Below are 21,015 nucleotides of genomic sequence, written 5' to 3'. Positions count from 1 at the left end.
TCGGAGTGACCGCAAACTGCATGTCTTATGACAAGCAAGTACATGCACTATGACATGCGTTAGAGGTACTTGTCAATGTGCATGTAACTTGGATGCTGTGACTGCCGACCCCGCCGATGAGATCGCGGCCGCCCTCCTCCGCCTGCGGGGCGCACGATCGCGGCCGCCATGGGAAGGCGGAATGCCACCGCGGGGGCCCTGGGCGCACGGCGACCCGACGCGCGGGGGAGAGCACGGGCAGCGTCCGCACGGCGGCAGGCATGGCGGTCCGCCGTGGGGCGGTGGCCACGGCCGGGCGGGCGGTCCCGCGCGGATGCGGCTGCTCGACGCTCTGGCCGCGGCTTCCCACCCGCTCAGCGTGAGTGAAGCGGCGGAGGCCATCGGGGTCGATCAGCCACGGGCCTCGCGCCTCGTGCAACAGGCCGTCGAGCTCGGGCTCGTGCGGCGCGAGCCCGATCCCGACGATGCCCGCCGCATCCGGGTGGCCCTCACCGAGGCCGGCTCCACGCTCGTGCGCGGATTTCGAGGCGAACGCCGTGACGCCGTGCGCTCGGCGCTCGAGGGCTTCACCGACGCCGAGCGGGCCGAACTCGCCCGCCTGCTCGCCAAGCTCGCCGACGCCTGGCCGAGCCGCTGAGGCGGCCCGGAACCCCCCCCACCCGGTCAGGACCAAAGACTCCTCTGCCTCGTCGTGAAGCAGCGCACACTGAGGTGGCGCTCGGACAGATCGCCGTCCCCCCGATGTCAGGAGAACCGCCATGCAGGCCGGAGTCGTCTCATCCTTCACCGCACCGATTGCCGTCGAGGACATCCCTGTCCCGGAGCCGGGGCCGGGGCAGGTCCTCGTCCGGATCGAGACCTGCGGCTTGTGTCATACCGACATCCACGCCGCGCACGGCGACTGGCCCGTCAAGCCCACGTTGCCATTCACCCCCGGTCATGAGGGGATCGGCTTGGTCGAGAAGCAGGGTCCGGGCGTCACCGATCCCCCGATCGGGCAGCGTGTGGCGCTGGCATGGCTGGGCAGCGCGTGCGGATCGTGCCGCTACTGCGAGACGGGGCGCGAGAACCTCTGTGAGGCACAGCAGAACACCGGGTACTCGATCGACGGCGCCTATGCCGAGTACGCCGTGGCAGACGCGCGCTTCGCCGTTCCGGTTCCGGACCAGGTCTCGTCCTTCGACGCTGCCCCGCTGTCATGCGCGGGGGTGACCACCTACGCGGCGCTCAAGGCTGCGCACATCGTGCCGTCCGAACGCGTGGCCATCGTCGGTATCGGCGGCCTCGGACACCTCGCGATCCAGTACGCGCGTCTGCTCGGGGCGGAGGTCATCGCGGTGGACGTCAACGACGAGAAGCTGCGGCTGGCGAAGGAGCTGGGCGCCGACCACGCGGTGAACGCCGCCACAGAAGACCCGGTCGAGGCCATCCGCGCCCTGGGCGGCGCGGACGTTTCGCTCGTCCTCGCGGTGGCTCCTTCGGTGTTCGATCAGTCCTTCCGCAGCCTCAACAGGGGCGGGCGGATGGTGCTGGTCTCGCTGCCCGCCGACTCGACGTTGTCCGTTCCCGTCTTCGACACGGTGCTCGGCGGCATCTCGATCATCGGTTCGATCGTCGGGACGCGTCAGGACCTTCGGGAGGTCTTCCGGTTGCACGCGCTCGGCCGCACCACCGTCATCGCGGAACGGCGGCGGCTCGAGGATGCCGCCGAGGCGATGGACGAAGTGCTCGAGGGAACTGTCCCCGCCCGGCTCGTGTTCGATCTCGCGGCCGGATAGCTGTCGTCGGCCGGAGGTCTCGCACGGGCGCGCATCCGCTTCCGGCCGCCGGCGAGCTCACGGCATCCCATCGAGTGCACGGCGCATCCGCAGCCGGAGGCTGTGCGCCCGGTGGGATGTCGTGCACCCCCGAGTGGGATTGCTCTGCCTGCCTGATCAGCCGGCTTTCCGTGCGACGGTGCGAACCGGGAGCAGCAGCAGCAGCCCGAGCGCGAGCACGATGACGATCCCGAGGATGCCGAAGGCGGTGACGCTCGTGAGCACGATGAGCGTCGACCAGAGCGCCGACGAGATCCAGCTGGCTGCGCGCCCGGTCGTGGCGTACAGGCCGAAGATCTCGCCCTCACGCCCGGCCGGGGTGACGCGGGCGAGGAACGAGCGCGCCGCCGCCTGCGCGGGGCCGACGAAGGCGCAGAGGATCAGTCCGCCGATCCAGAAGACGATGTCGCCGCCATCGCGAAGGAAGAAGACGGCGAGGCCGGCGACGATCATCCCGGACAGCGCCGTGACGATGATGGCCTTGGCGCCGAACCGGTCATCCAGACGACCGGCGAGAAGCGTCGATATACCGGCGATCAGGTTCGCGGCGATACCGAAGATCACCAGCGACGTGAAGCCGAACCCGAACACCGCGCCGGCGATGATCGCGCCGTAGGCGAAGACTCCGCCCAGTCCGTCGCGGAAGACCGCGCTGGCGACCAGGAACCAGAACGTCGGGCGGGTGCCGGGGTCGCGGTACAGGGCGATGATGTCGCGGACGAGGATCGCGTAGCTGCGGAAGAACCCGGTTCGGGGGCGCTTACGGCCGGCGCTGGGCTCGGGAACGGTGAAGAACAGCGGCACCGAGAACACGATCGCCCACACCGCGCATCCCACGGCGATGAGCCGGAACGGCAGCCCGTCATCGGCGGGGATGCCGAACCAGTCGGCGGAGTAGAAGATGACGACGAGCGTGAGCGCCACGATGCCGCCGATGTACCCGAACCCCCACCCGAGGGCCGACACCCGGCCGATGTTCTTCGGCGTCGCGATGCCGATGAGGAGAGCGTTGTAGTTGACGCCGGCGATCTCGCTGAACACGCTTCCCGCCGCGATCAGCCCCACGCCCAGCCAGAAGAACTGCGGTTCGGGCCGGACGAAGTAGAGCCCGAACATGCAGGCGACAAGCAGGCCGGTGGCGCCGGCAAGCCAGCGCTTCTGAGACCCCGACGCATCCGCGCGCTGTCCGAGCACGGGGGCGAGCAACAGGATCAGGAGGCCCGCGACCGTGCCTCCCCACCCGTACCCCGACGCCAGGTCTGCCAGCGCGCCGGTGCGCTGCGGGTCGTCCGCCGGCAGGGCCGCGATGTCGGGTGGGAGGAATGCCTCCCCGGTGAGGTAGAGCGTGGAGGCGAAGATGAAGGTGAGGATGACGGAGTTGAAGGGCTGCGTCGCCCAATCCCACAGGGCCCAGGCCATCACGGTGCGCCGGGGAGTCGCGATGTCTGAGCGAAGGTCGAGCCCCATCGTCCCAATGGCGCCGCTGCTAGCCGCCGCCGACGGCGGCGGTGTTCTCGGGGCGTCGGGAGAGGTCATGTCTGCCACGATGGGCCCCTTCAGTGAACGTCCGGTTGCCGGCCCGGGGGGGGAGGCTGCGGCGCCGCTGCCGCCAGCTCAGATTAGTGGGTTGCAGCGCCCGGCGTGAGTCAACCGGCAGTGGCGCGCAGCAGCACGGGCGTTGCCGCCGAGGCGGGCGCCAGGCGGTAGCCGAAACCGCGCACCGTCTCGATCCACTGCGGACTACGCGGGTCGTCGCCGAGCTTGCGGCGCAGGTTCATGATGTGCACCTCGACCGCGTGGCGGTCGTGGGTGGTGATGTGCTGACCGAGCAGGCCGTTCGTCTCACGCAACATGAGGGCGAGGGAGGCTTTGCTGAAGACCTGGTCCTTCGCGCGCATGAGCGTGAAGAGCAGGTCGAACTCGGAGCGGGTGAGCTCCCGCTCGGTACCGTCGACCTCCACGCGTCGCGAACCGGGATGCAGCCGCAGCGGGCCCTGTTCGAGCCAGGCGGACTCGTCCTCGGGGCGGGCGGCGCCCACGAACGACCGCGATCGGCGCAGGAGGGCGTCGATGCGCGCCCGGAGCGCGTGAGGGCCGTAGGGCTTGATGATGTAATCGTCGGCGCCGGCGCGAAAACCCTCGACCACCGCCGACTCGGAGTCGTCCGCGGTGAGCATGAGGACGAAGCCGTCCGAGAATGCGCGCAGCCGACGAACGGTTTCGAAACCGTCGATGCCGGGCAGGTTCACATCGACCGTCGTGAGCTCGGGCCGGAAGCGGCGCACGGCTTCCAGTCCCGTGAAGCCGTCACGCGCCGTGTGCACCGTGAAGCCCTGCTGTCGGAGCGATCCGGCCAGTCGCTCGGCGTGGACGACGTCGGGGTCGACGACGACGGCCGACCGGGCGTAGGGGTCGGAGAGCGGGTGGGCTGCGATCGGGCGCATTCGGGGGAGTGTCTTTCGGCGGCGCTGGGGGGTCGGACGTCGTTGATGAGAACGAAGCACTCTTTATGAGTACTTTCTCATAATTCCCATCTTTCTCAGAATCCTCATAGCTTTCGCACTGATTCGTTCCTCAGTTTTTCCTCAGCACGACCAGCATTGGCTCAGCATCCAGCCCCGGGAAGGGCATATGCGAAGGGCGGGACGTAGCGTGGTCCCGTCTTCGCGTCACGCTGAAGACGCGGGAGCGGCCCCAGCTCGGAGCACGTCGACGGGGGTGATCGGATCATGCGGGGTATCGCACAGACCCTCGTTCTGACCGGCGCGACCCGGGCGGCGCATCTCAGCGGTCTGCTGACCGAACTCGGCGAGACCGATGAGTTCCTGCGTCAGCTGGTCGCCCGCGGCATCGTGACTCCGGCGCAGCTCAGCGAGGCGATCGCGCGGCACACGGGCCATCGCTTCCTCGACATCGGAACCGCGCAACTCGATCCGGCCGTGGTGGGGCTCGTGCCGGGGAGCCTCTGCCGCAAGTACCAGGTACTCCCCGTCGAGCGCCGGGGCGACCGCATCATCCTGGCGATGGTCAACCCGACCGACATCATCGCCCTGGACGATGTCGCCACCCTCACCGACCTGCACGTGGAGCCGGTGGTCGTCGCCGCCGATGCCCTGCAGATGGCCTTTCAGCGCTACGTGCGATCGGACGAAGAGCTGTCGGACCTCTCCGCGACCCTGCAGGAGAGCGCCGCGACCCAGACGGCGGCCGCGGAGAGCATCGAGGGGCAGGACAGCGACGCCCCCATCGTCCGCTTCGTCAATCTGCTCATCACCCAGGCGATCGACGACCGGGCAAGCGACATCCACGTCGAACCCGGCGAGTCCCACCTCACGGTGCGCTACCGCATCGACGGCGTACTGCACGAGATGCAGCGGGCCGACCGCAACATCCAGGACGGCGTCATCTCGCGCTTGAAGATCATGGCGTCCATCGACATCGCCGAGCGCCGTCGCCCGCAGGACGGACGCCTCTCGGTGTCGCACAACGGGCGCAAGGTCGACCTGCGGGTCGCCACCCTGCCCACGGTGTGGGGCGAGAAGCTTGTTCTGCGCATCCTCGACAACACCGGCGTGAGTCTGTCTCTGGGCGATCTGCGGATGGGGCGGGCCAACCTCGGGCGATTCCGCGGCGCGATCACGCGCCCCCACGGAATGGTGCTGGTGACCGGGCCGACCGGATCGGGGAAGTCCACCACGCTGTACACGGCGCTGCGGGAAGTGGCGAACGCCACCGTCAACGTGATCACCGTGGAGGATCCCGTCGAGTACCGCATGGCCGGCATCAACCAGGTGCAGGTGAACGCGAAGGCGGGGCTGACGTTCCAGTCGGCGCTGCGGAGCATTCTCCGCGCCGATCCCGACATCGTCCTCGTCGGTGAGATCCGTGACACCGAGACCGCCATCATCTCGATCGAGGCGGCGCTGACCGGTCACCTCGTGCTCTCCACCCTGCACACCAACGATGCGCCCGGAGCGATATCGCGCTTGACCGAGATCGGGGCCGAGCCCTACCTCGTGGCCACGGCGCTGTCAGCCGTCGTCGCGCAGAGGCTGGCGCGGCGCCTGTGCGCGACCTGCCGGCAGCCCTACCGCGAAGACGGCGGCGTGCTCGTCCGCCTGGGAGTGCCGCATGATCCGGGCGACCCCCCGGTGCTGTACCGCGCCGGCGGGTGCCCCGCGTGCTCGGGCACCGGATATCGCGGACGGGTGGGTGTGCACGAGGTCATGGCGATGACCGACGAACTCGAGGCGCTCGTGGTGCGCAACGCCACCGGAAGCGAGCTGCGCGAACTCGCCCTCGCCCAGGGCATGACGACACTGCGCGCCGACGGCTGGGCGAAGGTGCTCGAAGGACTCACCACGATCGAGGAGGTGCTGCGTGTCACGGTCTGAGATGCGGATGCGGGCGGCCGCGGAGGCGGCGGAGCGGTCGGCGGGCGGTGGGCTCGCCCCGGTCGGGGCGATCGCGGGGATGGGTCTCGGCATGCCACCGGAAGATCCGTCGGGTCAGCTGCTGGACGGCATCCTCCGCTCGGCGGCCGATGCCGGGGCATCCGACATCCACTTCTCCGCCGACGCTCCGGCGCTGCAGCGCCTGGACGGCGACCTGATGCCGGTCGCCGGATTCCCCCACCCCCTCTCGTCGGCGGTGCTGCTGGACGAACTCCTGGCCACGATGGGTCCGACCCACCGCGAGGACTACCGCGCGTCGGGCGAGGTCGACCTGTCGTACCAGGTGGCGGGCGTGGGGCGGTTCCGTGTCAACGTCTACCGCCAGCTCGGTCAGGTCGCCGCGGCCTTCCGGCTCATCGCCTCGCGCGCGTTCACGCTCGACGAGCTGGGCGCACCGGACATCGCCCGCGATCTCGCGCTTCGCCCCCGCGGGCTGGTGCTGGTGACCGGACCGACCGGTTCGGGCAAGTCGACCACCCTCACCGCGATGATCGACATCATCAACACGACGCTTCCCGCGCACGTGGTGACGGTGGAAGACCCCATCGAGTTCGTGCACAGCAGCCGGCGATCGCTCATCCACCAGCGAGAGGTGGGCTCGGACACCCGGTCGTTCGCGGAGGCGCTCCGCCGGGTGCTGCGGCAGGACCCCGACGTCATCCTCATCGGCGAGCTCCGCGACCCCGAGTCGATCTCCACCGCCCTCACGGCGGCCGAGACCGGCCACCTGGTGCTCTCGACGTTGCACACCCAGGGGGCGGCGAAGAGCATCAACCGCATCGTCGATGCCTTCCCGGCCCACCAGCAGAATCAGGTGCGCAGCCAGCTCGGCGACACCCTGCAGGGCGTCATCAGCCAGACGCTGCTGCCGAAGGCGCAGGGCGGCGGCCGGGTCATCGCCACGGAGGTGCTCGTCTCGACCCCGGCGGTCGCCAACCTGATCCGCGAGAACCAGATCGCCCAGCTGTACAACGCGATGCAGGCCGGCGACGCCCACGGGATGCACACCCTCGACCAGTCGCTGAAGCGCTTGGTCGCCGACGGCGACCTGGCCGCATCCACCGCTCGGCACTACCTCACCGACGCGCACGCCCTCGACGACGTGCGCGTGCGGCCGCGCGATCTGGATGCGGAGGCCTGGCTGGCGGCGGGAACAGCCCAGCCGGTTGCGACGCCGGTCGCGTCATCCGGCGACTGGACCGTGTGATATGCCGCTCGAGGAATATCAGTGGCGGGCCGTCACCCTGGCGGGTGCGGAGGCCAAGGGAACCGTCGAGGCGGCGAGCGAAAACGCCGTGGTGGCGAAGCTGCGCGCGCAAGGACTTTCGCCGCTGAGCGTCGTCCCGATGTCGAAGTCGGGGCTCAACCGCGACATCTCCATTCCCGGGTTCGACAAGCGCGTCGCCACGAAAGACCTCGCGGTGTTCGCGAAGCAGTTCGCCGGCCTCATCCACGCCGGCCTTCCCCTCATGCGGGCGCTCGCGATCATCGCCGACCAGACCGAGAACAAGAAGCTCTCCTCGGCGCTGGGAGCCGTGCAGGTCGACATCGAGTCGGGCCGGTCGTTCTCGGCCGCTCTGGCCGAGCATCCCCGGGTCTTCCCCCCGCTCATGGTGAGCCTGGTCAGCGTCGGCGAGACCGGCGGATTCCTCGCGGCGTCGCTCGACGCGATCGCGCGGGCCTACCGGGCCGACGTCGATCTGCAGCAGAAGATCAAGTCGGCGATGACGTACCCGATCATCGTGCTGGTGATCGCCATCGTCGGCGTGATCGCGATGATCACGTTCGTGGTGCCCATCTTCGAGGCGATGTTCGCCAGCATGGGCGGCGAACTGCCCCTTCCGACGCAGATCCTCGTGACGTTGTCGGCCAACATGGCGTGGATCCTGCCGCTGCTCGCCGTGCTCGTCGTCGGTGGGAGCCTCTGGTACCAGCGGGTCAAGAACACCGACCGCTTCCGTGGTGTCGTCGACCCGTTCCGCCTCCGGATGCCGATCTTCGGCGCCCTGGTGACCAAGATCGCCGTGGCACGGTTCGCGCGGAACCTGTCGATGATGCTGAAGGCGGGTGTGCCGCTCATGCAGGCGCTCGACCTCGTCGGCCGCGCCGCGAACAACAAGGCGGTGGAAGACGCCCTGCAGGGCGTGCGCGACTCCGTGCGCCTGGGCCGGTCGTTCTCCGCCCCCCTGGCCAAAGCGGCCGTCTTCCCGCCCCTGGTCGCGCAGATGGTGTCGGTCGGGGAGGAATCCGGGTCGCTTCCCGACATGCTCGAGAGCATCGCCGACTTCTACGAGACCGAGGTCAATGCGGCGTCCGAGCAGCTGACGAGCATGATGGAGCCGATCATGATGACGGTGCTCGGCATCCTCATCGGCGGCATGGTGGTCGCCCTCTACATGCCGATGTTCACCATGTACGACCAGCTCGGACAGCAGTAGCGCCCAGCCCTCGGGGACGTCAGGGCCGGTAGAAGGCCAGGAGCGTCACCGTGAGGGTCACGCCGCCCTCGGTCGGCGTGGTCACCGACGCCTGCGTGACGGCGACCAGCCGCGGGCCGTCGCGCAGGGCGTCGACGATGCGCGTCGCTGCGGAGACATCCGGGGCCTCGACGACCACCGTCACGGCGATCTGCTGCGGGGCATCGGCACCCAGGCCCGCACTGCCCGCGGCATCTCCCCCGGTCGCCGATTCGCCGGCGGATTCCTCCGGAGCCGCGCTCGGCTCCGCCGTGGTCGGCTCCTCGCTCGCCGCGGGGGCACTCGCAGCCTCATCGGTGGCGGCGGCGCGCGGCGCGAACGCCTCGGCGGTGGCCGGGGTGAGCGAGGTCACGATGCCCCCGTTGTCCTCGGCCGCCCGCACCGCCAGAAGCAGAACGTCGTCGACGTGCGCGGCTTCGGGGATCTCGGCGCGCAGCTCGGAGACCGCCTCATCCAGGTCCGTCATGTCCGCGGACTGCGCGGTGAGGGTATCGAGCACGATCTGCTGAGTGGCGTTCTGTCGGGCGACGTCGTCGGCGGATGCGGCGGTCGCGCCGGCCGCGGAGAACAGGGGCAGTGCGAACACGGCGATCCCCAGGCCGAGGATCGCCAGCGACGCGAGCGCGCCGATGAGGTTGACCAGCTTCTTGTTCACGGCTCACTCCGATTCCGGGGCGAAAGCCCCCGTGTAGGCCGACTGGTCGAGGTCGACCCGCACCGTATAGGTGAAGACGCCGTCCGCCGACGTCAGTTCGGCCAGGTCGGCCGCGCGCATGCCGGGCGCCGAACGCAGTCGCGTGGCCGCGAAGTCGATCGCTACGGGGCTGGTGAACGTGACGGTTCCCGAGACTCCCGTGCCCGTGGCCGGATCGGAGCCCGCCACGGGCGCCGGCCCCGCGTCGAGAGCGTACTCGGTGATGACGACCCCCGCCGGAAGATGGTCGGCGATGACGTCCATCACCGGCTCCCACGCGAGATCGCCGGCCATCGAGTCCGTGCGCATCGACTCCAGCGCGCGGCGGGTGGACAGCGCCCGGCTGACGTCCGACAGCTCGGCGATGCCGCTGAGGATGTGCTGGGTGCGCGCCTGCTCGGCGGCCAGGCGCAGGGATGCCGCCATGTTGTAGGCGAACGCGCCGCCCACGGCGAGGGCAGCGACCGCGAGGGCGGCGATACCGACGTACCCCCACGTGCGCGCCCGGGACAGCATGTCGCGGCGGCGCATCTCGGAGGGAGGAAGCAGATCGACCCGCGGCAGGGCGCCCAGGGGGAGGACGGGCGCGCGCGACGTGAGCAGGCTCATCGAAGTCCTCCCAGCAGAAGCGATACGGTGCCGGCCAGCCGCGGCCCGGCCGCAGCGGGCAGCGCGAACGATCCGGCGGGGCCGACGAGGTCGGTGGCGGTCACGGGCGTGACCGGGGTTCCCATGACCCGTGCCACGGCCTCGAGGAGGCGCGGGTGGGCGGCGTGGGCGCCCGCGACCCAGGTGCTGTCGATCGGCACCGACTCTGGGCGGTCGCGGTAGAAGCTCACGGTGCCCTTCAGTCGGCCGACGAGGTCGATCAGCGCCGCCTGCACGTCGGGATGCAGCGGCTCGTCGCCCGCGGCTTCCGGCGCGACGGCGCGCGCGGGCGGCTCTGCGGCGCCGGTGCGTTCGCGTCGGAGCGTGGCCCGCGAGACGACCGTGATGCTCTCACCCGCGGTGCCCGCCGCGGGCCGGGCGACCTCCGCGCCCCCCGGGGGCGGAGCATCCACGGGGGGAGCGACGATGTCGATGGGCACCACGCGGACGAAGCGGGGGATGCCGTCGGTCGCGATCACGATGTGGGTCGTGTGCTCCCCGATCCCCAGGAACAGGGCGGTCCGTCCGGGCGGGGCGAGGGCCGCCAGCGCCCGGGAGTAGCCGAAGGCGACGAGGTCGATCGACGTCGCGCGCAGTTTCGCCTGGACGAGCGCCCCGACGAGTTCCTCCATGTGCTCGGCGACGGCGGCCACGAGCAGCCCGTGCACCCCTCGCTCGTCCTGCCTCGTGGGCACGAAGTCGAGCACCGCCTGGTCGACGGGCACGGGCAGGCGGTCTTGCACCTCGAAGGGCAGCGACTGCCGGATCTGCACCGGGTTGGTCAGCTGCGTGGAGTGCTCCCGGACGAGGATGCGGCGGTTTCCCACGCCCAGCACGACGTCGCGGCTGGAGATCCGCGCGTCGGCCCAGAGGCGCTGCAATGCGACGGCGACGGCGTCACGATCGAGGATCTCCGAGTCCTTCGCCGCTCCGGGCGGAAGCGCCACCTCGCCCGCGGCCACGAGCATCGGTGTGCGCCCCGTGGTCACCTCCACGGCGCGCACGCTCGTCTCGGTGATCTCCACCGCCACCTGCGTCTTCGCCATCAGCTCGCCTCCCTCACAGCACCGGGTACAGCGATGCGTACGACTGCCCGATCACCTCGCCCGCGAAGAGGCCCACCCACGCGCCGGCGACGATCCACGGACCGAAGGGGATGGCCGAGCGCCGGCCGGCCCGACGTCCCATCAGCAGGGCTATGCCGAACACGCCGCCGAGCGCGAACGCGGCGAACGCGCCGATCACCAGCGGCCACCAGCCGAGCCACGCCAGCATGAGCCCGACCCCCGCGGCCAGCCGGACATCGCCCCCGCCCATGCCGTCGGGGCGCACGAGACGCAGGATCGAATAGAAGGCATGGAGCGCGCCGGCGCCGATCACGGCACGGGCGAACGCCCAGCCGTCCGCGCCGAGGACGCACGCGACGGCGAGGAAGCCGGCGCACACCACGAGCGTCGTGGAGGTGATCGCGTGTGGCAGGCGGCGGGTGTCGAGGTCGATGGCGGTGAGGACGATCCCGGCGGCGGCGAACCAGAGGTACGCCGCAAGCACGCCCAGCTGTGCGGTGACCGGGCCGGCGAAGGGCTGCGCCTCCGCCAGCGCACCCAGCACATCGACGGCAGTGTTCGGCGGCGGCGGCGTGCCGCCGAGCAGACCGGTCGACGCGGCCCACCACACGGCCACCCCGGCGAAGACGACGCCGGTCGCGAGTTCGACCAGCGGATAGCGCACGGGGATGGCGGTGGCGCACGAGGCGCAGCGCCCGCGCAGCACGAGCCACGACAGCAGCGGCAGATTCTGCCACCAGCGCACCGGAGCGTCACATGCCGGGCAGCGGCTCTCGCGCAGCAGCGAGACGCCGGCCGGCACGCGGTACGCCACGACGTTGAGGAACGACCCGATGACGAGACCGAGCACGCCGGCCAGCACCGCGACGAACATGAGGATGGGCGCGGAGGTCACGGCATCCCCACATCCCGGCGCGACACGACAGCGCCGAGGGCGTAGTCGCCGGTCTCGACGACGGCCGGGACGCCGCCGTAGCCGCCGTCCGGTGCCGGCATCCCGGGAAGGTTCATGAGTTCGCCTTTGATCGTGATCTGGCCGCCGGAGTTGAAGCCGTTCGTGTACAGCGAGCCGAGCAGCACGCCGCCGCCCGACACCGACAGCCGGCAGGGTGTGTAGATGAGGGAGCGCACCCCATCGAGGTTCGCGCCGTTCGTGTCGAAGTTCGTCGCCGTCGCACCATGGGGGCAGCTCGGCTTGTCGTCGTCGACGGTGTCTTCGGTGATGAACCACACCCGCGGCGCCGCCCCGGCGGCCGACTTCATCGTCAGACCGGTGGTGTTGTACTTCTTGGCCAGGAGCACGACGTGCGAGGCCTTGAGCACCGGTGACGGATTGCCGCCGGCGTTGGAGGTCAGGTGAGGGCACGCGCGACCGTCGACGACGACGGTGCCGGTGTAGTTGGCGAGGTCTTTCCACCCCTGGTTGGCGAAGGTGCCGTTGTTCTCATTGAAGTACCGGCACGACGTGGTGCTCATGTCGGAGGCGTTCCGCAGGGTGATGACGGCAGCGCCCGGCCAGTCCGAGGATTTGTACGTGTAGTCGAACCAGCCAGGCAGCGTCGGCGGCGGAACGGCGGGGATCGCGGCGCTCTGGACGACGCCGCCCTGGACACGCCCGCCGTTGATGGATGGCGTCTGACCCGTCGGAAGGGTCACCCTGCCCTCGATGTCGCGGTTGTTGATCGTGACCGCTCCACGGGCGATGACGTCGGTGTGCATGCGTGCGCCGCTCCACAGAAGATCGAGCGCACCGCCGACGCGCACCGTCGACAGGGGTGAGCCGGCCGGGCCGCCGATGCTGCTGTTGATGCGGGAGACGCCCGTGCCGGCGGCGATGATGTCGCCGGCCACCGTGGTGGCGCCACCGTTGAAGGTCACGGTGCCTCCGGCGTAGATGTCGCCGGTGACGTGGCATCCGTCGGAGGAGGTCACATCGCCGCCGACGATGAGGTTGCCGGGGATGCCGAGGCGGCAGCCGAAGGGGCCCTTCACCGACACGAGCTGGGGTTCGTTGCCGCCGTGGGCCAGGAGCGTGACCTGCCCCATCGTCGACCCCTCGTACAGCACCAACCCCACCGGTGTGAGGGAAGGGTCGACGATCTCGGTGGTTTCGGCGACCAGGGAGTACACGGTGCGGACGGTGGCGGATGCTCCGGACGCCGTGCCCGTCGCCGTGAGTGTCGCCGCCGTCCGGGCGGCGTCGCACACGACGGTCGCGGTGTAGTTCGCCCCGCCGCCGTTCCCGGGGAGGGACCCGCCGGGAACGGCGGTCGCGCACACCTCGCCCGCCTTGGCTGCGGCGACGGCCTCGGCCATCCCTGCGTCGGCGGCGGCCTGCGCCTGGAGGCTCTCGCGGACGCCGACTGCGCTGCGGGTTGTGTTCACGACCGCGGCCGAAAGCGTGACGGTGAGAAGTCCCAGCACCAGCGCGATCACGATCACCGAGATGAGGGCGGCGCCGCGGTCATCGTCCACCGACGCCCGACGAAGGGGGCGGCTCACCAGCATCGGATCGGCGCTCCGTTCTGGCGTGCCCGCGCGACGGCGGAGCCGGCCACCGAGGCGAGGCTCCGCTCGTTCAGCTGCGGCTGCTCGGCCGCGGCGATCGTGAGATTCCACGACAGGCGGCTCCCGTCCCACGTGAAGTACGGCCGCGGGGAGCCCGCCGAGTCGGTGGCCGACTGGGCATGCTCGGCCAACGCGCCCCACGTCGCGGTGGGGGCGGGTACGGCCGCCGTGGCGCTCAGACCGGGGTAGGTGCGGGCGCGCACCTCGAACCGCCCGTCCGCGCCGGCGCGGCGGCCGGCCGCATCCCATGTCTCGAGATCGACCACGGCCCAGGCCCGGCATTCCCAGCCCGAGCCCCCGGTGGCCACGCGCGCGCGGACGACGGTGCCGCCGCCCACCGTCGCCGTCACCGAGACCGCGGAGGCGTTGCGCACGCTCGTGGTGAGCGACGTGCTGATCGCCTGGAGCCGGCCCGTGGCGAGGTCGCGATCGCGCGTGGCGGCGTTCGCCTGCAGAGTGGTCACGAAGATCGTCGCGACGAGCCCGAGCAGCACGGCGCTCACGAAGACGGTGATGAGCAGCTCGATGAGGGTGAGGCCGGCGTCGGCGCCGGCCGGCCCGGAGGGGGCGGTCACGGCGCGGTCACCACGATCTTGGTCGCCATGGTGACCACGGCCGCCGCGGGGTCGGATGCTCCGGGGTCGCGCACGACGACGGTGACGGTGAGCGCTGCGGGGTAGGCCGCCGGGCACGCGGCCGGGGAGAGGTCGGCGACGAGGCCCGAGCCGGCGGGATCGGGGAAAGCGGTGCGTGCTGTGCCCCGCACCTCGGTGCACGAGTTCGCGGACTCATCGGGGAAAAGCGCCCGGACGGCGGCGAGCTCACCGGAGGCGAAGGCATCGGCGGCGACGGCGTCACGGTTACCCGCGCTCAGCTTCGTCGCCTGCAGGGCCAGCGGCAGGATCGCCATGGCGATCACGGCGAACAGCAGCATCGCGATCACGACCTCGACGAGGCCGATGCCGTCGTCGAGGTCGTGAACACGGTGTTCGCCGCGCATGCGCTGCGTCCTTCGGGGGGAGGGGGGATGAGGAACGGCCGGGCCGACGCTGGGGACGTCGGCCCGGCCGGGGGAGGGGGCTTAGTTAGCAGCCAGGCCCGGAGGTTTGAGGCGTGGGGTCGCCGGTGCGGGTGGCGGTCACGCAGAAGTTCTCGATGGAAAGCGTCGTGCCTGTGCCACTCGGGCCGACGGCGATGCTCAGGGTGACGTCATCGGTGTTGAGGTTCGCGAGGGAGGTCGCTGACGGCTCGGTGTCGCGCGCGAATTCAGCGGCCGCCTGACTTGCGCCGTTGGCGGCCAGCGTCTGGTCGGCGCTGTCTTGGGCCTGTCCCTGCAGGCCCATGAACACGGGCACCGCGATGGCGGCGAGGATGCCGAGGATCACGACGACGACGATGAGCTCGATGAGCGAGAAGCCGGACTCGCCGGTCTCCTCTTTGCGACGCTTGAGGGCGTCGAGGTAGTTCTTCATGGGGGTCTCCGATGCTGGGGATGAAATTCGGGGTGCGAGAGGTGGGTCTCCCACGCTTCCCACCATGACGGCTGCACCTCAGGTCACCGTTACCCCCCGGTCAGTCGTTCCTCAGCGTTCCCTCAGGTCCGATGGTCTCGCGGCTCGGCCGCGAAGTTGAGCCGATCCATATCAAGTTCATTTGACAGGCCTCGGCGCTGCCCGGTAACCTTGAGTCATCGCGGCTCAACCCCTCGTCGGTGCGAGCATCACCCCGGGCTCACCCCTGGGATGTCGGGCCGCGCAGACTTCACAGCAACCACGAGCCGCCGCATCCGGCGGTTCATACGAAGGAGAGAACACATATGCCCCGTGCAGTGGGAATCGACCTCGGTACGACCAACTCGGTCGTGAGCGTCCTCGAAGGCGGCGAGCCGAAGGTCATCGCGAACGCCGAGGGTTTCCGCACGACCCCCTCGGTCGTCGCATTCACGAAGGATGGCGAGGTGCTCGTCGGCGAGACCGCCAAGCGCCAGGCCGTCACGAACGTCGACCGCACCGTGTCCAGCGTCAAGCGCCACATGGGCACCAGCTGGACGTTCGACGTCGACGGCAAGAAGTGGACGCCGCAGGAGATCTCCGCGCGCATCCTCCAGAAGCTCAAGCGCGACGCCGAGGAGTACCTGGGCGACTCGGTCACCGACGCGGTCATCACCGTGCCGGCGTACTTCAATGACGCCGAGCGCCAGGCGACGAAGGAAGCCGGCGAGATCGCCGGTCTGAACGTCCTCCGCATCATCAACGAGCCGACCGCGGCCGCTCTGGCGTACGGACTGGACAAGGGCAAGGAGGACGAGCTCATCCTCGTCTTCGACCTCGGTGGCGGAACGTTCGACGTGTCGCTGCTCGAGGTGGGCAAGGACGACGACTTCTCCACGATCCAGGTGCGCTCCACCGCCGGTGACAACCGCCTCGGTGGTGACGACTGGGACCAGCGCCTCGTCGAGTACTTCATCAAGCAGTTCAAGGACACCACCGGTGTCGACGTCTCCGGCGACAAGATCGCGTTGCAGCGCCTCAAGGAGGCCGCTGAGCAGGCGAAGAAGGAGCTTTCGAGCTCCACCTCCACCAGCGTCAACCTGCCGTACCTGTCGCTGACCGACTCGGGCCCGGTGTCGCTGAGCGAGACCATCACGCGTGCGAAGTTCGAGGACCTCACCAAGGACCTCCTCGACCGCACGAAGAAGCCGTTCGAAGACGTCATCCGCGAGGCCGGCGTCAAGGTCGAAGACATCGCGCACGTCGTCCTCGTGGGCGGCTCGACGCGTATGCCCGCCGTTGCCGAGCTCGTCAAGCGCGAGGCCGGCAAGGAGGCCAACAAGGGCGTCAACCCGGATGAGGTCGTCGCCGTCGGCGCCGCGCTCCAGGCCGGTGTGCTGAAGGGCGAGCGCAAGGACGTCCTCCTCATCGACGTCACCCCCCTGAGCCTCGGTATCGAGACCAAGGGCGGCATCATGACGAAGCTCATCGAGCGCAACACCGCCATCCCCACCAAGCGGAGCGAGACCTTCACGACCGCCGACGACAACCAGCCGTCGGTCGCCATCCAGGTCTTCCAGGGCGAGCGTGAATTCACGCGCGACAACAAGCCGCTCGGCACGTTCGAGCTGACCGGCATCGCCCCGGCCCCCCGCGGCATCCCGCAGGTCGAGGTCACCTTCGACATCGACGCGAACGGCATCGTTCACGTCTCGGCGAAGGACAAGGGCACCGGCAAGGAGCAGTCGATGACGATCACCGGCGGCTCGTCGCTGGCCAAGGACGACATCGAGCGCATGGTGCGCGAGGCTGAAGAGCACGCCGCCGAGGACAAGAAGCGTCGCGAGTCCGCCGAGACCCGCAACCAGGCCGAGACCCTGTCGTACTCGGTGGAGAAGCTCCTCAAGGACAACGAGGACAAGCTGCCCGCCGAGGTCAAGACGTCGGTGCAGGCCGACGTCGACGCCCTCAAGTCGGCGCTCGCCGGCGAGGATGACGACGCCGTGAAGACGGCGTTCGACAAGCTCAGCCAGAGCCAGAGCGCGATCGGCGAGGCGATCTACGCCTCGTCGCAGCAGCCGACCGCGTCGGACGAAGCTCCGGCCGGCACCCCGGGAGACGGCACCACGCCGAACCCCGAGGAGGACGTGATCGACGCTGAAGTCGTCGACGACGAAGACGAGAAGAAATAAGTAGGAGTTATGGCAGACAAGGACGACGCAACGTTCCCTGAACCGAACGAGGCTCAGGGCTCGGGCGCCGCTCCTGACGAGACGACGGGGTCGGATGCCTCGGGTGCACAGCCCGACGCGGCATCCGGCCCCGCGCCGTCGGGCGAGGCGGAAGGGCAAGAAGACTTCACCATCGACGACATCCTCGGTGCTCAGCAGACCGCTGAAGCCGCCGCGGAGGACCAGCCGCTCGAGGGTGGTCAGGGAACGTCCATCGACGAGCGCGAGTCGACTCTTCTCAGCGACCTCAAGCGTCTGCAGGCGGAGTATGCGAACTATCGCCGTCGCACCGAGGAGCAGCGTGAGCGGGAGATCGAGCGCGCGAAGGGCGAGGCCGCCAAGGGCCTGGTCCCTGTGCTGGATGACCTCGACCGCGCCGCGAAGCACGGTGACATCGAAGCCGGCACCCCGTTCGCTGCGATCGGCGAAAAGGTCCGTACGGTGGCCGAGCGCCTGGGCGTGGTGTCCTATGGGCAGGCCGGCGAGCCGTTCGACCCGCAGCAGCACGAGGCCATCTTCCAGGCACCGACCCCGGGCACGACCGTGCCGACGATCCTCGAGGTGGTCGAGCTCGGCTACCGTCTGGGCTCCGTGGAGTTGCGACCCGCGAAGGTCGTCGTCGCCGTCCCGGCTGAGTAGGAGCAGGTATGGCGAGTCAGGATTGGTTCGACAAGGACTTCTACAAGGTCCTCGGCGTCGACAAGGACGTCAGTGAAGCCGACCTGAAGAAGACCTACCGCAAGCTGGCCCGGAAGTATCACCCGGACTCCAACCCGGGGGATGCCAAGGCCGAGGCGACGTTCAAGGAGATCAGCGAGGCGTATGCCGTGCTGAACGATCCGGAACAGCGCGCCGAGTACGACCAGATCCGGGCCATGGGCTCCGGCGCCCGTTTCACGGCGGCTGGAGGCAACACCGGCGGCTTCGAAGACGTGTTCAGTGCGTTCGGGCAGGGTCGAGGAACCCGCGCCCGGGCGAACGACGCCGGCTTCGACGACTTCTTCACGATGTTCGATCAGGGCGGCGCGAGCTTCGGCACCGGGCGGTTCGGACAGCCCAGCGGAGGATTCCGCGGCTTCGGCGGTCCGCAGCGCGGCGCTGACGTGACCGCGCGCACCACGATCGACTTCGTGACCGCGACGAAGGGCGAAACGATCTCGCTGCAGGGCGAGGACGGCAAGCCGTTCAAGGTGAAGATCCCCGCGGGCGTCTCGGACGGGCAGAAGATCCGCCTCCGCGGGCGCGGCCGGCCGTCTCCGGACGGGGGCGAGCCCGGCGACATCGTCGTGCAGGTCGCGGTGCGTCCGCATCCGGTGTTCACCCGTGACGGGCTGAACCTTCGGGTGACCGTGCCGGTCACCTTCACGGAGGCCGCGCTCGGGGCCACCATCGAGGTGCCCACGCTCGGCGGAGATCCGGTGAAGCTCCGGGTCGCCCCCGGCACACCGTCGGGTCGGGTTCTGCGGGTCAAGGGTCGCGGCGTTCAGACGTCGAAGGGCACCGGCGACCTCCTCGCCGAGGTCCAGGTGGTCGTGCCCTCGCATCTCGACGGCGCAGCCCGAGAGGCACTGGAGCGCTTCTCCGAGCTGGAACCCCGGGAGAATCCGCGCGCCGACCTGATGGCGAAGGCTCGCGGCTGATGACCGGAGAAGAGCTGGCACGACGTGGGTAACGGCGACATCGACGAGGACACCCCGATCTTCGCGATCGCGGTGGCCGCCGAGCTGTCGAACATGCACCCGCAGACGCTGCGGCAGTACGACCGCATCGGCCTCGTCGTCCCCGCGCGCACGCAGGGTGGTTCGCGCCGCTACTCGACGCGGCATGTCCAGCAGCTGCGTGAAGTGGCGCGGCTGTCCAGCGAGGGCATGAGCTTGCCGGCGATCGCACGGCTGCTCACTCTCGAACAGCAGGTGCACGAGCTGCACCGCCGGGTCTCCGACCTGGAGCGCCAGCTCACGGTCGAGCGCCAGACCCGCCCGGGCGCCCGAGTTTTCGCCGCCGGCGCCACAGGCGCTGTCGTGCCGCTGCGTCATGGCGTGCGGGTGCGGCGGGCCACCGACGTGGTGCTGTGGCGTCCGCGGCATCCCTCTTCCGACTCCGAGTCGCCCGCCGAAGAGGACTGAGCCGCCCGCGGATGCGGCCCTCCGCGGGTCGCTCATCCCTGCGAGTGAACGGCTTCCCGCCGAACGGACGGGTAAACCGCGCGGGAAGGTCGTGCACTGGACACGGGGCCGTGCATTCGCGCCCCGGGGCGGGGGGTTCCTTACTCCCGAGTGAGGGTGGTCAACGCCGGCGGCGTGCGCGTTCGGCGAGCGCGTCCAGGGCCTGCAGGACATCGCGAGCCGCCCATGTGCGGTTCCGCCGCCCCGAACCGACCTGCGTGAGGATGCCGTCGTCGACCAGGCGGTCGATCGCGAGGAGGGCGTTCGGCGCTGTGACGCCGAGGTGCGACACCGCCAGACGCGAATTGATCACGGGCTGGCGTTCCAACAACTCCATCAGGCGGCGGGCCGCCGACCCTTGACGTGACGTCGCGCGATCCCGCCAGGATGCGCGTACCGCGTCGAGGTCGTCCATGAGCACGCGACTGGAGGCGACTGCCATATGGGCTGCGCCGGCGAACACGTCCACGATGGGATCGACGTGGCCGGCGCGGTACTTGGTGAGCGCGTCGAAGTACTCCGCGGTGTCCTGCAGCAGCCCGGCGGAGAGCGGGATGACCACGGCGCGCGTGACGTCTGCGCGCCGGAGCATCGCCTGCATCAGTGCTCGTCCCGTCCGTCCGTTCACCTCCAGGAAGGGATGGATGGTCTCGTACTGCGCGTGGGCGATCGCGATCTGTGCGAGAGCCGGTACGTCCGTGCGGCGGATGAAGCCCACCAGGTCGGTCATGAGCTCGGCGACGCGAGACTGGTGGGGCGGGACGAACGAGGCACGCTGAGGCCCCAGCGAACCGCCGCCGATCCATACCTGCTGGTCCCGCCATCGGCCACGCCGATCGGGCCGTGTGGAGGCCATCAGTGTCCGCTGGATCTGAACGATCGCGTCCTCGGTGAGAGACCCCGCGAGACTGAGCGCCACCTCATCCGCACGGACATGGGAGGCGATCTGTCGCGCGGCCGGTTCGAGGGACTCGTCGATACCGGCGAGCATGAGAGCGCCCGCGGACGCGGTGACGCGTTCGATCGCTGAGCTGGCCGTGCACTCGGCGCGCAGCAGAAGCGCCGGGAGCGCAGCATCCCGTCCTCCCAACTCGGCGTCGAGCCGGATCAGGTCGCCGGTCGCGTCGAACGCGCGCGAGAGCGTGTCGGGTGCCAGCGGCAGCGCGCGCGAGGAGACCGACGGCGGCACAGAAGCTCGGTAGGGTCCGGACACGGCGCGATGGGGGCTGAAGGAGTCACGGACGTCCGCGGCCGGCTCCCACGTGCGCTCCTCGTACGAGACGGCTGGCCACGTCATGGTGCTCCCCGTCATGAGTCCAGACTACTGTTCTGGATAGCTGCGCATCCGATAATAAGGCCCCGGTTGCGATCGGCTCTGCTGCGTACCGACCACATGACTGGCCT

The 21,015-nt window shown here is 69.9% G+C and carries 20 protein-coding genes; 9 read left to right on the top strand and 11 right to left on the bottom strand.

The features are described from left to right. Positions 1-97: 97 nt before the first annotated feature. Together AC4FS2_RS15115 and AC4FS2_RS15110 are read left to right on the top strand one after the other, a co-directional pair. A complete protein-coding gene (locus AC4FS2_RS15115) occupies positions 98-637 on the top strand; it encodes a MarR family winged helix-turn-helix transcriptional regulator (protein ID WP_491155471.1) in 540 nt (179 codons plus the stop codon). Positions 638-758: 121 nt separating this feature from the next. Next, positions 759-1,778 (top strand): zinc-dependent alcohol dehydrogenase, encoded by a 1,020-nt coding sequence (locus AC4FS2_RS15110; protein ID WP_491155473.1) that lies wholly within the window; start codon positions 759-761, stop codon positions 1,776-1,778. Between the two features lie 156 nt (positions 1,779-1,934). Here the strand turns inward: AC4FS2_RS15110 and AC4FS2_RS15105 are convergent, their stop codons facing one another. Together AC4FS2_RS15105 and AC4FS2_RS15100 are read right to left on the bottom strand one after the other, a co-directional pair. Continuing rightward, positions 1,935-3,353 (bottom strand): MFS transporter, encoded by a 1,419-nt coding sequence (locus AC4FS2_RS15105; RefSeq protein WP_491155474.1) that lies wholly within the window; start codon positions 3,351-3,353, stop codon positions 1,935-1,937. A 110-nt stretch (positions 3,354-3,463) separates the two neighbouring features. Further along, entirely contained in the window at positions 3,464-4,261 is a 798-nt protein-coding gene (locus AC4FS2_RS15100) for a response regulator transcription factor (protein ID WP_491155475.1), read from the bottom strand. A gap of 285 nt (positions 4,262-4,546) precedes the next feature. Here AC4FS2_RS15100 and AC4FS2_RS15095 point away from each other — a divergent pair, with 285 nt between their 5' ends. The 3 genes from AC4FS2_RS15095 to AC4FS2_RS15085 are packed head-to-tail and all read left to right on the top strand — an operon-like array spanning position 4,547 to position 8,709. Continuing rightward, on the top strand, positions 4,547-6,211 hold the full coding sequence (locus AC4FS2_RS15095; protein WP_491155477.1) for a GspE/PulE family protein: 1,665 nt from the start codon (positions 4,547-4,549) through the stop codon (positions 6,209-6,211). After that, a complete protein-coding gene (locus AC4FS2_RS15090; RefSeq protein WP_491155479.1) occupies positions 6,198-7,478 on the top strand; it encodes a type IV pilus twitching motility protein PilT in 1,281 nt (426 codons plus the stop codon). Before AC4FS2_RS15095 ends, AC4FS2_RS15090 begins: the two co-directional genes overlap by 14 nt. Before the next feature lies 1 nt (position 7,479). After that, the gene (locus tag AC4FS2_RS15085; RefSeq protein WP_491155480.1) at positions 7,480-8,709 is read left to right on the top strand and encodes a type II secretion system F family protein; all 1,230 of its coding nucleotides are present in this window, start codon (positions 7,480-7,482) and stop codon (positions 8,707-8,709) included. 19 nt (positions 8,710-8,728) lie between these two features. Here AC4FS2_RS15085 and AC4FS2_RS15080 read toward each other — a convergent pair whose 3' ends face one another. From AC4FS2_RS15080 to AC4FS2_RS15045, 8 genes are all read right to left on the bottom strand, one after another. After that, positions 8,729-9,403 carry a hypothetical protein gene (locus tag AC4FS2_RS15080; RefSeq protein ID WP_491155482.1) on the bottom strand — a complete coding sequence of 225 codons (675 nt, stop codon included), beginning with the start codon at positions 9,401-9,403 and terminating at the stop codon, positions 8,729-8,731. Between the two features lie 3 nt (positions 9,404-9,406). After that, a complete protein-coding gene (locus AC4FS2_RS15075) occupies positions 9,407-10,051 on the bottom strand; it encodes a hypothetical protein (protein WP_491155484.1) in 645 nt (214 codons plus the stop codon). Then, the gene (gene pilM, locus AC4FS2_RS15070; RefSeq protein WP_491155485.1) at positions 10,048-11,136 is read right to left on the bottom strand and encodes a pilus assembly protein PilM; all 1,089 of its coding nucleotides are present in this window, start codon (positions 11,134-11,136) and stop codon (positions 10,048-10,050) included. The genes AC4FS2_RS15075 and pilM overlap by 4 nt, the downstream gene beginning before the upstream one ends. A 13-nt stretch (positions 11,137-11,149) precedes the next feature. Beyond that, the gene (locus AC4FS2_RS15065) at positions 11,150-12,052 is read right to left on the bottom strand and encodes a prepilin peptidase (protein ID WP_491155487.1); all 903 of its coding nucleotides are present in this window, start codon (positions 12,050-12,052) and stop codon (positions 11,150-11,152) included. Continuing rightward, entirely contained in the window at positions 12,049-13,659 is a 1,611-nt protein-coding gene (locus AC4FS2_RS15060; RefSeq protein ID WP_491155489.1) for a hypothetical protein, read from the bottom strand. Before AC4FS2_RS15060 ends, AC4FS2_RS15065 begins: the two co-directional genes overlap by 4 nt. After that, positions 13,656-14,300, bottom strand: coding sequence for a PulJ/GspJ family protein (locus AC4FS2_RS15055; RefSeq protein WP_491155491.1), 645 nt, complete (start codon positions 14,298-14,300; stop codon positions 13,656-13,658). Before AC4FS2_RS15055 ends, AC4FS2_RS15060 begins: the two co-directional genes overlap by 4 nt. Further along, the gene (locus tag AC4FS2_RS15050; RefSeq protein ID WP_491155493.1) at positions 14,297-14,725 is read right to left on the bottom strand and encodes a type IV pilus modification PilV family protein; all 429 of its coding nucleotides are present in this window, start codon (positions 14,723-14,725) and stop codon (positions 14,297-14,299) included. Before AC4FS2_RS15050 ends, AC4FS2_RS15055 begins: the two co-directional genes overlap by 4 nt. An 85-nt stretch (positions 14,726-14,810) precedes the next feature. After that, positions 14,811-15,197 (bottom strand): prepilin-type N-terminal cleavage/methylation domain-containing protein, encoded by a 387-nt coding sequence (locus AC4FS2_RS15045; protein WP_491155494.1) that lies wholly within the window; start codon positions 15,195-15,197, stop codon positions 14,811-14,813. A 344-nt stretch (positions 15,198-15,541) separates the two neighbouring features. Here AC4FS2_RS15045 and dnaK point away from each other — a divergent pair, with 344 nt between their 5' ends. From dnaK to AC4FS2_RS15025, 4 genes are read left to right on the top strand one after another with little or no spacing between them, the layout of a single operon-like run. Next, positions 15,542-17,407, top strand: a complete 1,866-nt coding sequence (gene dnaK / locus AC4FS2_RS15040) for a molecular chaperone DnaK (protein ID WP_491155496.1) — start codon at positions 15,542-15,544, stop codon at positions 17,405-17,407. 9 nt (positions 17,408-17,416) lie between these two features. Further along, positions 17,417-18,085 (top strand): nucleotide exchange factor GrpE, encoded by a 669-nt coding sequence (locus AC4FS2_RS15035; RefSeq protein WP_491155498.1) that lies wholly within the window; start codon positions 17,417-17,419, stop codon positions 18,083-18,085. Positions 18,086-18,093: 8 nt separating this feature from the next. Then, complete coding sequence (locus AC4FS2_RS15030; RefSeq protein ID WP_491155500.1) at positions 18,094-19,086, top strand: DnaJ C-terminal domain-containing protein; 993 nt, start codon at positions 18,094-18,096, stop codon at positions 19,084-19,086. Positions 19,087-19,110: 24 nt separating this feature from the next. Next, positions 19,111-19,572 (top strand): heat shock protein transcriptional repressor HspR, encoded by a 462-nt coding sequence (locus tag AC4FS2_RS15025; protein WP_491155502.1) that lies wholly within the window; start codon positions 19,111-19,113, stop codon positions 19,570-19,572. A 160-nt stretch (positions 19,573-19,732) separates the two neighbouring features. On the opposite strand, the gene AC4FS2_RS15020 is transcribed toward AC4FS2_RS15025, so the two are convergent. Continuing rightward, a complete protein-coding gene (locus tag AC4FS2_RS15020; protein ID WP_491155503.1) occupies positions 19,733-20,923 on the bottom strand; it encodes a Fic family protein in 1,191 nt (396 codons plus the stop codon). Positions 20,924-21,015: the final 92 nt, after the last annotated feature.

Source organism: Microbacterium sp. Z10_103, assembly GCF_058310455.1.
Note: the sequence above shows the minus strand (reverse complement) of the source record. Positions and strands in the feature narration are given on the sequence as shown.

Excerpts from the sequence above, each read along its gene's own strand:
- AC4FS2_RS15110 (WP_491155473.1), top strand. The coding sequence starts at position 759 with ATGCAGGCCGGAGTCGTCTCATCCTTCACCGCACCGATTGCCGTCGAG.
- AC4FS2_RS15105 (WP_491155474.1), bottom strand. The coding sequence starts at position 3,353 with ATGACCTCTCCCGACGCCCCGAGAACACCGCCGCCGTCGGCGGCGGCT.
- AC4FS2_RS15100 (WP_491155475.1), bottom strand. The coding sequence starts at position 4,261 with ATGCGCCCGATCGCAGCCCACCCGCTCTCCGACCCCTACGCCCGGTCG.
- AC4FS2_RS15095 (WP_491155477.1), top strand. The coding sequence starts at position 4,547 with ATGCGGGGTATCGCACAGACCCTCGTTCTGACCGGCGCGACCCGGGCG.
- AC4FS2_RS15085 (WP_491155480.1), top strand. The coding sequence starts at position 7,480 with ATGCCGCTCGAGGAATATCAGTGGCGGGCCGTCACCCTGGCGGGTGCG.
- AC4FS2_RS15075 (WP_491155484.1), bottom strand. The coding sequence starts at position 10,051 with ATGAGCCTGCTCACGTCGCGCGCGCCCGTCCTCCCCCTGGGCGCCCTG.
- pilM (WP_491155485.1), bottom strand. The coding sequence starts at position 11,136 with ATGGCGAAGACGCAGGTGGCGGTGGAGATCACCGAGACGAGCGTGCGC.
- AC4FS2_RS15050 (WP_491155493.1), bottom strand. The coding sequence starts at position 14,725 with ATGCGCGGCGAACACCGTGTTCACGACCTCGACGACGGCATCGGCCTC.
- AC4FS2_RS15045 (WP_491155494.1), bottom strand. The coding sequence starts at position 15,197 with ATGAAGAACTACCTCGACGCCCTCAAGCGTCGCAAAGAGGAGACCGGC.
- dnaK (WP_491155496.1), top strand. The coding sequence starts at position 15,542 with ATGCCCCGTGCAGTGGGAATCGACCTCGGTACGACCAACTCGGTCGTG.
- AC4FS2_RS15035 (WP_491155498.1), top strand. The coding sequence starts at position 17,417 with ATGGCAGACAAGGACGACGCAACGTTCCCTGAACCGAACGAGGCTCAG.
- AC4FS2_RS15030 (WP_491155500.1), top strand. The coding sequence starts at position 18,094 with ATGGCGAGTCAGGATTGGTTCGACAAGGACTTCTACAAGGTCCTCGGC.
- AC4FS2_RS15020 (WP_491155503.1), bottom strand. The coding sequence starts at position 20,923 with ATGACGGGGAGCACCATGACGTGGCCAGCCGTCTCGTACGAGGAGCGC.